This is a genomic window from Kribbella polygonati (assembly GCF_050320105.1).
Lineage (GTDB): Bacteria > Actinomycetota > Actinomycetes > Propionibacteriales > Kribbellaceae > Kribbella.
Window position 1 is genome coordinate 2992254 of sequence record NZ_CP190129.1, and the last position, 14142, is coordinate 3006395.

General features: G+C 70.6%; 17 protein-coding genes. 8 read left to right on the forward strand and 9 right to left on the reverse strand.

The window, feature by feature from the left end; genetic code table 11:
* Positions 1-176: 176 nt before the first annotated feature.
* The 3 genes from ACQHIV_RS14295 to rimP are packed head-to-tail and all read right to left on the reverse strand — an operon-like array spanning position 177 to position 2031.
* Positions 177-461: a YlxR family protein gene (locus tag ACQHIV_RS14295; protein ID WP_427894477.1), complete on the reverse strand. Its 285-nt coding sequence runs from the start codon at positions 459-461 to the stop codon at positions 177-179.
* Between the two features lie 45 nt (positions 462-506).
* A complete protein-coding gene (gene nusA / locus ACQHIV_RS14300; protein WP_427894479.1) occupies positions 507-1499 on the reverse strand; it encodes a transcription termination factor NusA in 993 nt (330 codons plus the stop codon).
* 1 nt (position 1500) lies between these two features.
* A complete protein-coding gene (gene rimP, locus ACQHIV_RS14305; protein ID WP_427894481.1) occupies positions 1501-2031 on the reverse strand; it encodes a ribosome maturation factor RimP in 531 nt (176 codons plus the stop codon).
* Positions 2032-2184: 153 nt separating this feature from the next.
* Between rimP and ACQHIV_RS14310 the strand changes: the two genes are divergently transcribed.
* Entirely contained in the window at positions 2185-2742 is a 558-nt protein-coding gene (locus ACQHIV_RS14310) for a cell division protein FtsK (RefSeq protein ID WP_427894483.1), read from the forward strand.
* The gene (locus ACQHIV_RS14315) at positions 2739-3152 is read left to right on the forward strand and encodes a ferritin-like domain-containing protein (protein ID WP_427894485.1); all 414 of its coding nucleotides are present in this window, start codon (positions 2739-2741) and stop codon (positions 3150-3152) included. The genes ACQHIV_RS14310 and ACQHIV_RS14315 overlap by 4 nt, the downstream gene beginning before the upstream one ends.
* Here ACQHIV_RS14315 and hisH read toward each other — a convergent pair.
* Genes hisH through hisD form a run of 4 tightly spaced genes read right to left on the reverse strand, consistent with a single transcriptional unit; the run spans position 3149 to position 6826 of the window.
* A complete protein-coding gene (gene hisH / locus ACQHIV_RS14320) occupies positions 3149-3790 on the reverse strand; it encodes an imidazole glycerol phosphate synthase subunit HisH (protein ID WP_427894487.1) in 642 nt (213 codons plus the stop codon). The two genes, ACQHIV_RS14315 and hisH, sit on opposite strands and share 4 nt — an antisense overlap.
* Positions 3787-4386 (reverse strand): imidazoleglycerol-phosphate dehydratase HisB, encoded by a 600-nt coding sequence (gene hisB, locus ACQHIV_RS14325; RefSeq protein WP_427894488.1) that lies wholly within the window; start codon positions 4384-4386, stop codon positions 3787-3789. The genes hisH and hisB overlap by 4 nt, the downstream gene beginning before the upstream one ends.
* Entirely contained in the window at positions 4383-5501 is a 1119-nt protein-coding gene (locus ACQHIV_RS14330) for a histidinol-phosphate transaminase (RefSeq protein ID WP_427894489.1), read from the reverse strand. Before ACQHIV_RS14330 ends, hisB begins: the two co-directional genes overlap by 4 nt.
* Entirely contained in the window at positions 5501-6826 is a 1326-nt protein-coding gene (gene hisD, locus ACQHIV_RS14335) for a histidinol dehydrogenase (protein WP_427894491.1), read from the reverse strand. The genes ACQHIV_RS14330 and hisD overlap by 1 nt, the downstream gene beginning before the upstream one ends.
* Before the next feature lie 101 nt (positions 6827-6927).
* Here hisD and ACQHIV_RS14340 point away from each other — a divergent pair, with 101 nt between their 5' ends.
* On the forward strand, positions 6928-7599 hold the full coding sequence (locus tag ACQHIV_RS14340) for an LON peptidase substrate-binding domain-containing protein (protein WP_427894493.1): 672 nt from the start codon (positions 6928-6930) through the stop codon (positions 7597-7599).
* Here ACQHIV_RS14340 and ACQHIV_RS14345 read toward each other — a convergent pair.
* Positions 7596-7967 (reverse strand): hypothetical protein, encoded by a 372-nt coding sequence (locus ACQHIV_RS14345; RefSeq protein WP_427894495.1) that lies wholly within the window; start codon positions 7965-7967, stop codon positions 7596-7598. The genes ACQHIV_RS14340 and ACQHIV_RS14345 overlap by 4 nt on opposite strands.
* A gap of 103 nt (positions 7968-8070) precedes the next feature.
* On the opposite strand from ACQHIV_RS14345, the gene ACQHIV_RS14350 reads away from it, so the two are divergent.
* From ACQHIV_RS14350 to ACQHIV_RS14360, 3 genes are read left to right on the forward strand one after another with little or no spacing between them, the layout of a single operon-like run.
* Positions 8071-8898 carry an SDR family NAD(P)-dependent oxidoreductase gene (locus tag ACQHIV_RS14350; protein ID WP_427894497.1) on the forward strand — a complete coding sequence of 276 codons (828 nt, stop codon included), beginning with the start codon at positions 8071-8073 and terminating at the stop codon, positions 8896-8898.
* 24 nt (positions 8899-8922) lie between these two features.
* Positions 8923-9156: a ribbon-helix-helix domain-containing protein gene (locus ACQHIV_RS14355; protein ID WP_427894499.1), complete on the forward strand. Its 234-nt coding sequence runs from the start codon at positions 8923-8925 to the stop codon at positions 9154-9156.
* A complete protein-coding gene (locus ACQHIV_RS14360; protein WP_380195664.1) occupies positions 9156-9458 on the forward strand; it encodes a type II toxin-antitoxin system PemK/MazF family toxin in 303 nt (100 codons plus the stop codon). The genes ACQHIV_RS14355 and ACQHIV_RS14360 overlap by 1 nt, the downstream gene beginning before the upstream one ends.
* On the opposite strand, the gene ilvD is transcribed toward ACQHIV_RS14360, so the two are convergent.
* Entirely contained in the window at positions 9455-11305 is a 1851-nt protein-coding gene (gene ilvD, locus ACQHIV_RS14365; protein WP_427894501.1) for a dihydroxy-acid dehydratase, read from the reverse strand. The two genes, ACQHIV_RS14360 and ilvD, sit on opposite strands and share 4 nt — an antisense overlap.
* Positions 11306-11425: 120 nt before the next feature.
* Here ilvD and ACQHIV_RS14370 point away from each other — a divergent pair, with 120 nt between their 5' ends.
* Both ACQHIV_RS14370 and recQ read left to right on the forward strand, forming a co-directional pair.
* Positions 11426-12274, forward strand: a complete 849-nt coding sequence (locus ACQHIV_RS14370; RefSeq protein WP_427894503.1) for a helix-turn-helix domain-containing protein — start codon at positions 11426-11428, stop codon at positions 12272-12274.
* A gap of 10 nt (positions 12275-12284) precedes the next feature.
* The gene (gene recQ / locus ACQHIV_RS14375) at positions 12285-14120 is read left to right on the forward strand and encodes a DNA helicase RecQ (protein ID WP_427894505.1); all 1836 of its coding nucleotides are present in this window, start codon (positions 12285-12287) and stop codon (positions 14118-14120) included.
* Positions 14121-14142 lie beyond the last annotated feature (22 nt).

Sequence of the window (14142 nt, forward strand, 5' to 3'; positions counted from 1 at the left end):
GGCGCGGACCGTTAGTTGACGTACGTGCTCATCGCTTTGCACTCATCGGTAGACACTCATCGAGTGGTCATGAGTCGATGACCCGCCTTCAAGTCGTCACGACGGCACGGTCTGAACCGTCGTGGGCAGCCCTGGCCGGGCTGCCATTGGTGTTCCTGCTTCTAAATCAACACTGTTTACATATCACGCTGCGCGACGTACTCCCGCAGCCCGGTCACGTCGAGCGGACCCTGGACCTTGAAGGCCCGTGGGAACGCCTTGCGCCGGACGGCGAGGTCGAAGCACTCGATCGCCGGGTGCAGGTGCGCCCCACGGCCGGGTGCCCGGCGATCGGGATCCGGAAGCACTTGTCCTCCGGAAGCCGTCATCCGCAGCAGGTCAGCCGGACCGGACCGCTTCCGGCACCCGATGCAGGTACGCTCCGCAGGCTTGCCTGGGCGCGCGGCTGCCGTCACTGTCACATGATCCTCAGGGTGTGGTTGCGACTCAGTCGACCGACCGAGAAACTAGTCTACCTTCTCGCCTTCCCGAGTCACATCGGTATCCGGCCGGATGTCGATCCGCCAGCCGGTGAGCCGGGCCGCGAGGCGGGCGTTCTGCCCTTCCTTGCCGATCGCGAGCGAGAGCTGGTAGTCGGGGACGACGACGCGGGCCGCACGGGCCGCGGCGTCCACCACCTCGACCGACGTAACCTGCGCCGGCGACAGCGCATTCCCGACGAACGTCGCCGGGTCGTCGCTGTGGTCGATGATGTCGATCTTCTCGCCGTGCAGCTCGTGCATGATGTTGCGCACCCGCTGCCCCATCGGCCCGATGCAGGCGCCCTTGCCGTTCACCGACGGGTTCAGCGTCCGGACGGCGATCTTCGTCCGGTGACCGGCCTCCCGCGCGATCGCGGTGATCTCGACCGTGCCGTCGGCGATCTCCGGGACCTCCAGCGCGAACAGCTTCTTCACCAGGTTCGGGTGTGTCCGGCTGACCGTGATCTGCGGGCCCTTGAAGCCCTTCCGGACGCCGACGACGTACACCCGCAGCCGGGAGCCGTGCTCGTACTGCTCCCCCGGCACCTGCTCGGGCGCCGGCAGCACGGCCTCGATCTTGCCCAGGTCGACCATCACGGACCGTGGGTCGCGGCCCTGCTGGACGACACCGGACACGATGTCGCCCTCCTTGCCGGAGAACTCGCCGTACCGGACCTCGTCCTCGGCGTCGCGGAGCCGCTGCAGGATGATCTGCTTGGCGGTGGTGGCCGCGATCCGGCCGAAGTCCGCCGGGGTGTCGTCGTACTCGCGGGCCACGGTGCCGTCCTCGGCGAGCTCCCGCGCGAAGACGGTCACGTGCCCGGTCCGCCGGTCGAGCTCGGCGCGGGCGTGCTGCTGCGCGCCCTCGGTGCGGTGGTACGCGACCAGCAGCGCCTGCTCGATCGCCTCCACGACCACGTCCAGGGAGATGTCCTTCTCCCGTTCCAGCGACCGCAGCACGGCCATGTCGATGTCCATGTCAGTTCTCCTCCACCGTGCCGTCGGCAGGTGATTCAGGTTCGTCGTTGCCGGCAGCCCGGTTGAACTCGATCTGGACCTTGGCCTTGGCCACGTCGGCATACGCGATGCTCTGCCGCGTGCCGTCGACGTCCAGTTCGGCCGCCTCGTCGGAGGCGGACTTGATCCGGCCGGTGAGCTTCTCGCCCGCGGCGAGCTCGACCTTGACCAGCCGGTCGAGGTTGCGCCGCCAGTGCCGGGGCAGGGTGAGCGGCCGGTCCACGCCGGGGCTGGAGACCTCCAGCGTGTACGCGCCCTCGCCCATGATGTCGTCGGCGTCGAGCGCCTTGGAGATCGCCCGGGTGACCTCGGCGACGTCGTCGAGGCTGATCCCGCCGTCGCGATCGACCAGCACGCGCAGCAACCGGCGGCGGCCCGCCGGCGTGATGTCGGCGGCCTCCAGGTCGCAGCCGAACTGCTCGACGACCGGCCGCAGGAAGTTCTCGAGGCTCGTGGTGTCCGTGTGACCCTTGTGGTCCGGCTTTCGGCTCACAGGTTGACCTGCCTCTCTCCAGTTGTGCACCCGTTGTGCTCGCGGCGGTCCGGCCGAGAGCAGTAGCCCACCCTATCCGCCCGGTGCCCGGATCGCGCTCATCGGGCCGTCCCCGGGCCGGGTCGTGGGCGTGTCACCAGGTATCGTTCCGACGTGCCTGAACGCCACCTGAGACGACGTACGGTCGTGGTGACCGCTGCCCTGGTTCCCGGCGCGGCCGCTCTGGCCGGCTGCAGGGACGACCCGGCCGCGTCCGGCACGCAGGGCACCAACGGAGCCGTGAACGGTACGACGTCACCCGGCCCGACCGCGGAGACGCCGACGGTCGACCCGGCTGCCGTCGCCGCACTCAGCGCCGCGGCGACCCAGGTGACTCAATTGTCCCAGCTCTACGCAACCGCGGCGCGGAAGTTCCCCGCGCTCCGGGCGCAGCTGGCGGCGGGCACGAAGTACCACGCCGGCCACCTGGCGAAACTCAAGGAAACCGCGGGGGTGACCGCCCAGCCCGCGAAGGCGGTCGCACCGGCCGCGTCGCAGGCCGCGGCGCTGTCGTCGATCGCCAAGCAGGAGAAGGCCGCGGCCACCGCGCACGTGGCATCCGCCGCGAAGCTGTCCGGCGCCCCGGCCAGGCTGCTCGCCGAGATTGCCGCGTCCGAGTCCCAGCTCAGCACGACCCTGGCCCCGGCCAAGAAGAAGGAAGCGGCATCGTGAACGAGACGGATGCCCTGCAGGCCGCGCTCGCCGGTGAGCATGCGGCGATGTACGGCGTCGGCGTGGCCGGCGGGAAGCTGAACGGAGCCCGCTTCACTGCCGCGACCGCCCTGTTCGGCGCGCACCGGGACAACCGCGACCACCTCAGCGCGCTGATCGTCGCCGCCGGCCAGACCCCGGTCGCGGCCGAGCCGGCGTACCAGCTCCCGCAGCCCGTCACGAACGCCGCGACCGCGACCGCGCTGATCCTGTCCGTCGAACGCCGGATCGCCGCCGTGTACGGCGACCTCGTCGAAGCCGCCGAGCAGGCACCGGTCCGGCTGTTCGCGATCGACGCACTGCAGACCGCGGCCGGGAACCAGCTGGCCTGGGGCGGCGCGCCGGTGGCGTTCCCCGGCGCGGTGTCCTAGAGCGAGCGGACCCAGTTCTCCAGCAGCGTCGCGCCGGCGTCGCCGGACTTCTCCGGGTGGAACTGGGTCGCCGTCAAGGGCCCGTTCTCGACCGCGGCGACGAACTTGTCCCCGCCGTACGTCGTCCAGGTCACCAGCGGGGCCACCGAGGCGCGGGCGTCGTCGAGCTCCCAGGTGCGGACGCCGTACGAGTGCACGAAGTAGAAGCGCTCCTTCTCCACCCCGTCGAACAGCGTCGTCCCGGACGGTACGTCGACCGTGTTCCAGCCCATGTGCGGCACCGGCTGGGCGTCCTCCGGCTGCAGGCGCTCGACCGTGCCGGGCCACTGCTCGCAGCCGTCGGTCTCGACCCCGTGCTCGATCCCGCGGGCGAACAGGATCTGCATGCCGACGCAGATCCCGAGCACTGGGCGGCCGCCCGTCAGCCGGCGATCGACCACGACATCGCCGCGGACCGCCTTCAGCCCGGTCATGCACGCCGCGAACGCGCCGACACCCGGCACCAGCAGACCGTCGGCGTTACTGGCCTCGTCGAAGTCCGCCGTCACCGTGACGTCGGCGCCGACGCGCTGCAGGGCACGCTCCCCCGACCGGATGTTGCCGCTGCCGTAGTCCAGAAGAACGACCTTCTTGCTCACAGAGCGCCCTTGGTGGACGGAATGCCCGGCTGCCGCGGGTCGTGCTCGGCGGCGGCCCGGAGCGCCCGCGCGAACGCCTTGAACTGCGCCTCGACGATGTGGTGTGGGTCGCGGCCGGACAGCACCCGGATGTGGACGCAGATCGCGGCGTTGAAGGCCAGCGTCTCGAACACGTGCTGGGTCAGCGAGCCGGCGTAGTCGCCGCCGATGATCGCGTACACCTGGCCCTCCGGCTCGCCGGTGTGCACGCAGTACGGCCGGCCGGACAGGTCGACCGTGCAGTGCACGAGCGCCTCGTCCAGCGGGACGGTCGCGTCACCGAACCGGCGGATGCCGCGCTTGTCGCCCAGCGCCTCCTTCAGGGCCTGGCCGATGCCGATCGCGGTGTCCTCGACGGTGTGGTGCGCGTCGATCTCCAGGTCGCCGACGGTGTTCACGTGCAGGTCGAGCAGCGCGTGCTTGGCCAGCGCGTTCAGCATGTGGTCGTAGAAGCCCACCCCCGTGGAGATGTCGGCCCGGCCGGTCCCGTCGAGGTCCAGCTCGACCAGAACCTTGGACTCGCTCGTTTCGCGGTCGATCCGCGCGCTGCGGGTCATGTTTGCCTTCCCGTGTCTGTCTTGAGGATGCGCTCCAGCGAGGCGCGGAACGCGGCCATCTCCTCGCCGGTGCCGATCGAGACCCGGAGCCAGCCGGCCGGCCCGGTCTCGCGGATCAGTACGCCGTCGTCGAGCAACGCCTGCCAGACCGCGTGCCGGTCCGCGAACGTGCCGAACAGCACGAAGTTCGCGTCCGAGTCGACCGCGCGGAGGCCCAGCGAACGCAGCCAGTCGACGGTCTCGTCGCGCTCGATCCGCAGCTGCTCGACCCGGCCGAGCAGCTCGCCGGAATGCCGCAGCGCCGCCCGGGCGGTGGCCTGCGTCACCGCGGACAGGTGGTACGGCAGCCGGACGATCCGCAGCGCGTCCACGAACTGCTTGCTCGCGGCAAGGTATCCGACCCGCCCGCCGGCCATCGCGAACGCCTTCGACATCGTCCGGGAGACGGCCAGGTTCGGGTACGACGGCAGCAACGACACCGCGCTGGGCGTCCCGGCCCGGCGGAACTCGGCGTACGCCTCGTCGACCACCACGACCGAGCCGAGCGCCGCGGCCTGCGCGACGATCGCCTCGGTGACGTCGATCGGCAGCGCCGTACCGGTCGGGTTGTTCGGCGAGGCGAGCAGCACGACCGACGGGCGGTGCCGGGAGATCGCGGCGATCGCCTTGCTCCGGTCGAGGGTGAAGTCCTCGGCGCGGCGGCCGGTGACCCAGGCGGTGTTCGTGTCCCGGGCGTACTCCGGATACATCGAGTACGTCGGCGCGAACGACAACGCCGTACGGCCCGGGCCGCCGAAGGCCTGCAGGATGTGCAGCATCACCTCGTTGGACCCGTTCGCCGCCCAGAGCTGCTCGGGCTCCAGTTGCGCGCCGGACTCCCGGGCCAGGTACGCCGCGAGATCCGCGCGGAGGCCGAGGAACTCGCGATCCGGGTAGCGGTTCATCCCGCGGGCCGCTTCCGCCACCGAGGCGGCGACGTCCTGGACGGTCTCCTCGCTCGGCGGGTACGGGTTCTCGTTGACGTTCAGCAGGATCGGTACGTCGAGCTGCGGGGCGCCGTACGGCTCGAAGCTCTTCAGCTCCTCGCGGATCGGCAGCCCGTCGAAGCGGCCCATCAGCGCTCCCCTGGGAACCGCGCCGATACGGCGGCGCCGTGCGCGGGAAGGTCCTCGGCGTGCGCGAGCGCGAGCACGTGACCGGAGACCTCGTGCAGCGCGTCGCGGGAGTAGTTGATGACGTGCACGGCCTTCAGGAAGCTGCGCACGGACAGGCCGGACGAGTGGCACGCGCAGCCCGCGGTCGGCAGCACGTGGTTCGAGCCTGCGCAGTAGTCGCCGAGTGACACCGGCGACCAGGCACCGACGAAGATCGCGCCGGCATTGGTGATCTGCCCGGCGCGCTCCTCGGCATCGACGGTCTGGATCTCGAGGTGCTCGGCGGCGTACGCGTCCACTACGGCCGTGCCCTGGTCCAGGTCGTCGACCAGAACGATCGCCGACTGCTGACCTTGGAGTGCTTCCGTGACACGGTCGGCGTGCTTGGTCTTCGCGACCTGCTGCGGCAGCTCGGCCTCGACCGCTGCCGCGAGAGTCTCGCTGGGCGTGACCAGCACGCTGGCGGCCATCGGGTCGTGCTCGGCCTGGCTGATCAGGTCCGCGGCGACGTGCGCCGGGTCCGCGGTGTCGTCCGCGAGGATCGCGATCTCGGTCGGCCCGGCCTCGGAGTCGATGCCGACCTCACCGAGCAGCGCGCGCTTGGCGGCGACCACGTAGATGTTGCCGGGACCGGTGATCAGGTTGACCTTCGGGCAGCCCTCGAAGCCGTACGCGAACCCGGCGATCGCCTGCGCGCCGCCCATCGCGTACACCTCCTCGATCCCGAGCAGCGCACACACCGCCAGCACCGTCGGGTGCGGCAGTCCGCCGAACTCCTTCTGTGGCGGGGACGCGACAGCCAGCGACGGCACGCCCGCCACCTGCGCCGGTACGACGTTCATCACGACGCTCGAGGCCAACGGCGCCCGCCCACCCGGCACGTACAACCCGACCCGCTGCACCGGCACGAACCGCTGCGTGACGCGACCGCCCGGCGCGGGCTCCGACGTGATGTCCGCGGTCAGCTCGTCCTCGCTGACCTCACGCACCCGCCGGATCGACTCCTCGAAGGCAGTCCGCACCTCCGGGTCGAGCTCCTCCAGCGCGGTCTTCAACGCCTCGGCCGGGACGCGCACGTCCTCGACCCGCACATGGTCGAACTTCTCGCCGTACTCCCGGATCGCCGCGAGTCCACGATGGCGGACGTCCAGGCAGATCGGACGGACGACGTCGAGGGCAGCCTCGACGTCGAACACAGCTCGGGGGACCAGGGCATTCACATCGGCGGAGAGTTCCAACACCTCTCCAGCCGCCACTCGGCCCCGCAGGTCGACGCGGCGAATCATGCCGTCAGTCTAGTGGTCGCCGCTCCCGCCGCCGACCGGCTATCCACAGGTCGGCCGGTCACGGCAGGTGAGCAGCGGGTTCGTCCACTAGGCTCGTTGGCATGGACTCCCGCCTGCCGTTGCTCACTGTCGACACGGTGATCTTTCCCGGGCTGGTGGTGGCGATTCCGGTGACCGACGTGCAGGGCCGGGCGGTGGTTCGCGACCTGGTCGAGAACGGCGGCGAGCTGGTCTGCGGGGCGCTCGCGGTGCGGGACGGGTACGAGCTCGGTGAGCGGGTGTTCCGGTCGCTGTACGGGACCGGGTGTGCGGCAACGATCTCCGAGGTCGCGGTGGACGCGGACGAGGACGGGCCGATCGAGGTGACGCTGACCGGCAACCGGCGGTTCAAGGTGTCGGAGCTGGACGGCAGCGGCGACTACCTGGTCGCGGACGTCGAGTGGCTGGACGACGAGCTCGGCGACGACCCGTTGGGGACGGCAACGATCGCGCTGGAGCGGTTCCGCAAGTACGCCGACGCGGTCAGCGAGATCAGCCGGCCCGGCCTGCACCTCGGCGAGCTGCCCGACAACCCGAGCACGCTGTCGTACCTGATGTCCGCCGCGATGAAGCTGATGACCCCCGACCGGCAGAAACTCCTCGAGGCCACCGACGCCACCACCCGCCTCGCCCAACTGGTCGGCCTCCTCGACAGCGAACTCGACGCCATCACCGCCATCCCCTCCCTCCCGGCCACCGACCTGATCGCCTGGTCGGCCCTCTCCCCCAACTAGACCCCCGTCGGGTACGCCGCCAGCCGCGCCGACTCCACCTCGAGCACCCGGCCGACCACCCCGTCCGGCGGCGGGCCGTACGTCTCCAGCAGCAGCACCGCACCGCCCACCGACAACGTCAGTACGCCGTCGTCGGCCAGCGCGATCACCCGTAACCGCGCGACCGCGGCGGGCGACCGGAAGAACCCGGGCTCGGCGTCCACGACCGCGATCTCGCTCCAGTGCAGCGTGTCGTCGATGTCCAGCTCGACGTCGACCGGCTCACCGAGCACCGGCGGCGCCGCACCCCGCCAGCCCATCACGGTCTCCCCTGGATCCGAGGTGAACTGGATCTGGTGGGTGGCGTGGGCAACGGGCAAGATGCGCATGAGGGCGAGCTTATGGCGGGAGTCGTTTCGGCCACCGTCCGACTGCGGGCAGGGAGGACGCTTCGGTTCTTCGGCTGGGGTGATCTGGGGAGGAGTCGGGGCGATGTACGTGTTGATCACCGGTGGGACGAACGGGATCGGGCTGGCGGGTGCGCGGCAGCTGGTCGGGCGGGGAGCGCGGGTCGGGCTGGTGGCGCGGGACCGGGACAAGGCCGAGCGGGTGGCGGCCGAGCTCGGCGAGGCGGACGTGTTCGAGGCGGACCTGACCTCGCAGGCGTCGATCCGGAAGATGATCGGCGACGTGACCGGGCGGGCGCCGGCGATCGACGTACTGGTCAACAACGCCGGCGCGATCTTCGGCACGCACCAGGTCTCGCCGGAGGGGATCGAGCTGACCTGGGCACTGAACGTGGTCGCGCCGTACCTGATCACCACCCAGCTCGCCACCCACCTCGCGCCGGGCGCCCGGGTGATCGGGACCGCGTCGGACGAGCACGAGAAGGCGAAGCGGATCGACTTCGGCGACCTCGGCGGCGAACGGTACTTCACCGGTCCGGCCCGGCTGGCGGGCGGTTCCCTGCGGCGGTACGGCGAGACCAAGCTGGCGCTTATCCTGCTGAGCGGCGAGCTGGCCCGGCGGCTGCCGACGATCCACACCTACACGTTCGAACCCGGGCTGGTCGCGACCGGGTTCAACACGAACAACGGCCGGCTGATGAAGCTGATGATGGCGATGACCAAACCGTTCGCGCGGACGCCGGAGCAGGGCGCCGCCACGCTCGTCTGGCTGGCCACGTCGCCGGACGTCGCGGACGAGACGGGCCTGTACTACTCCCGCGAACGCCGTACCGAGCCCTCCCCAGCGGCGCAGGACCGGGAGGCGGCCGAAGAGCTCTGGTCAACCCTCGTCGAGCAAACGCTACCGAAATGAATCCCATCCCGGTATGGTCGTGGTATGAGCAAACAGATCACCGTCCGGTTGCCGGATGACCTGGTCGACTTCATGGACGAGCTGGTCGCCACCGACAAGGCGACCAGCCGGGCGTCCGTGGTCGCCCGGGCGATGGAACGCGAACGCCGCCGGGAACTCGCGGCCCGCGACCTCGCCCTACTGAGCAGGCACGGCGACTACCCCGACCTCGAAGGCCTGGCCCCGGCGGCCGCCGGCACCGTACTCGAACTCGACTGATGCGTCCGCTGCACATCGCCCGGCTCGACAAACCGCGGCCGGTGGTGGTGCTGACCCGCGAACTCATCCGCCCGCGCTTGACCAACGTCACGGTCGCCCCGATCACCAGCACGATCCGCGGCCTGTCCACCGAGGTCCTGGTCGGGGTGGACAACGGCCTGGACCACGCCAGCGCGATCTCCTGCGACAACATCCAGACCATCCCGAAGTCACAGCTCGGCCGGCTGATCGGCTACCTGCACCCCGACCAGGAACCCGCCCTGGCCGAGGCCATCAACATCGCGTTCGACCTGGAGCTCTAACCGAGCTTCGAGATGTCCCGTACGGCGCCCTTGTCCGCGCTCGTCGCCATCGCGGCGTACGTCTTCAGCGCGCTCGACACCTTGCGGTCGCGGTTCTTCGGCACGTACACCCCGCCGAGGGCCGCCTCGCGGGTGGCCAGCTCCTCGTCGGACACGAGCAGCTCGATCGAGCGGTTCGGGATGTCGATCCGGATCCGGTCGCCGTCCTGGACCAGCGCGATCGTCCCGCCCGAGGCCGCCTCGGGCGAGGCGTGCCCGATCGACAGTCCCGACGTGCCGCCGGAGAACCGGCCGTCGGTGATCAGCGCGCAGACCTTGCCGAGGCCCCGGCCCTTCAGGTACGAGGTCGGGTACAGCATCTCCTGCATGCCAGGCCCGCCCTTCGGGCCCTCGTACCGGATCACGACCACGTCGCCGGGCTGGATCTGCTTGGTCAGGATCTTCTCGACGGCCTGCTCCTGCGACTCGCACACCACCGCGGGACCCTCGAACGTCCAGATCGACTCGTCGACGCCGGCCGTCTTCACGACACAGCCGTCGACGGCCAGGTTGCCCTTCAGTACGGCCAGACCGCCGTCCTTGGAGAACGCGTGCTCGCGGTCGCGGATGCAGCCGCCGGCCGCGTCGGTGTCCAGCGTCTCCCAGCGCTCCGACTGCGAGAACGCGGTCGCGGACCGCTTGCAGCCCGGCGCCGCGTGCCACAGCTCGACGGCCTCCGGCGACGGCGATCCGCCGCGCACGTCCCAGGTCTTCAGCCAGTCGTCGATCGAGTCGCTGTGCACGGTGTGCACGTTCTCGTTCAGCAGGCCGGCGCGGTGCAGCTCGCCGAGGATCGCGGGGATGCCGCCGGCCCGGTGCACGTCCTCCATGTAGTACGTGCCGCCGGGGGCGACGTTCGGCGCGACCTTCGCCAGGCACGGGACCCGGCGGGAGACCGCGTTGATGTCGTCCAGGTCGAACCCGACCTCGGCCTCCTGCGCGGCGGCCAGCAGGTGCAGGATCGTGTTCGTCGAGCCGCCCATCGCGATGTCCAGGGCCATCGCGTTGCCGAAGGCCTCCTTGGACGCGATGTTCCGCGGCAGCACCGTGGCGTCGTCGTTGTCGTAGTACCGCTTGGTGATCTCCACGACGGTCTGGCCGGCCTTCTCGTACAGCGCTTTCCGCGCAGTATGAGTGGCGAGAACGGAACCGTTGCCCGGCAGCGACAGGCCGATCGCCTCGGTCAGGCAGTTCATCGAGTTCGCGGTGAACATGCCGGAACAGGAGCCGCAGGTCGGGCAGGCGTTCTCCTCGATCCGCAGGATGTCGGCGTCGGAGACGTTCTCGTTGACGGCCTCGGACATCGCGTCGATCAGGTCGAGCTTGCGGACCGTCCCGTCGACCAGCGTCGCCCGGCCGGCCTCCATCGGGCCGCCGGAGACGAACACGGTCGGGATGTTCAGCCGGAGCGCGGCGTTCAGCATGCCGGGGGTGATCTTGTCGCAGTTCGAGATGCAGACCAGCGCGTCCGCGCAGTGCGCCTCGACCATGTACTCGACCGAGTCCGCGATCAGGTCCCGCGACGGCAGGCTGTAGAGCATGCCGCCGTGACCCATCGCGATCCCGTCGTCGACGGCGATCGTGTTGAACTCGCGGGCGATCCCGCCGGCGGCGTGGATCGCCTCGGACACGATCCGGCCGACCGGGGCCAGGTGCGTGTGGCCGGGGACGAACTCGGTGAAGCTGTTCGCCACCGCGATGATCGGCTTCCCGAAGTCCTCCCGGGCTACCCCCGAGGCCTGCATGAGCGCGCGGGCGCCCGCCATGTTGCGGCCGTGGGTGACAGTGCGGGACCTCAGAGCAGGCACGACGATCTCTCCTTAGGTGTACGTACCTTCCGATACTGCCACGCCCGTCCGGATGCCGGTACGCCGGTCCCGGATTCTGGAGCTGCGGATTCTGTCGGTGGCCCGTTCTAGCCTGCTTCCATGGGATACGCGACCCGCGCGGTGCACCCGGCGCTGCGGCCGTACGTCGGGGACGTGGTCGGCTACGCGTCCGACGCGCCGCCGCCGGAGGTGCACCGCGGGCTGCCGTCGCGCCATCTCACGATCGTGGTCACGCTCGACGAGCCGTTGGGCGTCTCGTGGCCGGGCGGCCGGCTGCAGAAGCACGACGCGCTGATCGGCGGGCTGCACTCGACCGCGGTCGTGATCGCCGGTACGGCGAGCCGCGCCGGCGTGCAGCTGTCCCTCACCCCCGCGGCGGCGCGGACGCTCCTCGGGGTGCCGCCCGGTGAGCTCGGGTCCGTGGTCCTGGATCTCGACGAGTTCCTCGGCCGGCGGGGTCGCGAGCTGACCGAGCAACTCCGCGAGGCACCGACGTGGAACGCGCGCTTCGACCTGCTCGAGGGCTTGCTGCTGCAACGGCTCGGACAGCGCCGGCCAGCGGAGGTCCGTCCCGAGCTCGGGTGGGCGTGGTCGCGGTTGTGCGAGTCGGCCGGCGCCATCGGCGTACAGGAGCTCGCGGCCGAGGTCGGGTGGAGCCGGCGGCATCTCACCGACTGCTTCACCACCGAGTTCGGGCTGGCGCCGAAGGTCGCGTCGCGGGTGCTGCGGTTCGAGCGCGCCACGGCGTACCTGCGTCGCCAGCCACGGACGCGGCTCGTCGACGTCGCGGCCGTCGCCGGGTTCGCCGACCAGTCGCACCTGACCCGCGAGTTCCAGTCGATCGCGGGCTGCTCGCCGCGGCAGTGGATGGCCGAGGAACTGCCGAACCTGCCGAGTAATCCACAGGCTGCGGCGATCGTGCCGACATCGGCCGCCGGGACTCACTAAACTCGCCGGGGTGAGCGACACGACCGAACTTCCCGATTCCGAAGCCCTTCAGGTCCTCCGGCGGGTGTTCGGGTACGACGCCTTCCGCGGCGAGCAGGCCGACATCATCGACACCGTGGTGGCCGGCGGCGACGCGCTGGTGCTGATGCCGACCGGCGGCGGCAAGTCGCTGTGCTACCAGATCCCGTCGCTGGTGCGGTCCGGGGTGGGCGTGGTGATCTCGCCGCTGATCGCGCTGATGCAGGACCAGGTCGACGCGCTGACGGCCCTCGGCGTCCGGGCGGGCTTCCTGAACTCCACGCAGGACTTCGAGCAGCGCCGCGAGGTGGAGCAGGCGTTCCTGGCCGGCGAGCTCGACCTGCTGTACCTGGCGCCGGAGCGGCTGCGTGTCGAGGGCACGGTGCGGCTGCTCGACCAGGGCAAGATCGCGCTGTTCGCGATCGACGAGGCGCACTGTGTGTCGCAGTGGGGCCACGACTTCCGGCCCGACTACCTGATGCTGTCCGAGCTGCACGAGCGCTGGCCCGACGTACCGCGGATCGCGCTGACCGCGACGGCGACCGAGGCCACCCACCAGGAGATCGCGACCCGGCTGAAGCTGGACGACGCGAAGCACTTCGTCGCGAGCTTCGACCGGCCGAACATCCAGTACCGGATCGTGCCGAAGGACAACCCGCAGCGGCAACTGCTCGACCTGCTCCGCACCGAGCACGCGGGCGACGCCGGCATCGTGTACTGCCTGTCCCGCAACAGCGTCGAGAAGACCGCGGCGTTCCTCACCCAGAACGGGATCGAGGCAGTGCCGTACCACGCCGGCCTGGACAGCCGGACCCGCGCGCAGAACCAGGCCCGCTTCCTGCGCGAGGACGGGCTCGTCGTGGTGGCGACGATCGCGTTCGGGATGGGCATCGACAAGCCGGACGTCCGGTTCGTCGCGCATCTCGACCTGCCGAAGTCGGTCGAGGGCTACTACCAGGAGACCGGGCGCGCGGGCCGCGACGGGCAGCCGTCGACGGCCTGGCTGGCGTACGGGCTGCAGGACGTCGTGCAGCAACGGAAGATGATCGACACGTCCGAGGGCGACCTCGCGCACCGGCGCCGGCTGGGCGCGCACCTGGACGCGATGCTCGCGCTGTGCGAGACCGTCGAGTGCCGCCGTTCGCAACTCCTGGCGTACTTCGGCCAGCAGGGCGACGCGTGCGGGAACTGCGACACCTGCCTGACACCGCCCGAGTCCTGGGACGGCACGATCGCGGCGCAGAAGCTGCTGTCGACGGTGTACCGGTTGCACCACGAGCGCGGGCAGAAGTTCGGCGCCGGGCAGCTGATCGACATCCTGCTCGGCAAGGAGACCGACAAGGTCCGGCAGTTCCGGCACGAGCAGCTCACCGTGTTCGGGATCGGCACCGAGCTGAAGGACACCGAGTGGCGGGGCGTGATCCGGCAGCTGCTCGCGTTGCGGCTGCTCGCGGTCGAGGGCGACTACGGCACGCTCGTGCTGACCGAGGACAGCGGCGAGGTGCTCGGTCGGCGGCGCGAGGTGATGATGCGCCGCGAGCCCGAGCGGCTCCGGTCGAAGTCCCGGTCCTCGTCCGGGTCGAAGAAGGCGGCCGTGGACCTGCCGCCGGAGGCCGCGCCGGTGTTCGAGCGGTTGCGCGCGTGGCGCGGCGCGGTCGCCAAGGAGCAGGGCGTCCCGGCGTACGTCATCTTCCACGACGCGACGCTGCGCCAGATCGCGACCGAGCTGCCGTCCTCGCTGACGGAGCTCGGCACGATCAGCGGTGTCGGCGAGAACAAGCTCGCCAAGTACGGCGACGGCGTACTGGAGGCACTCGCCGCGGAGTGATGTCGAAACCGGCGCCGGGTGT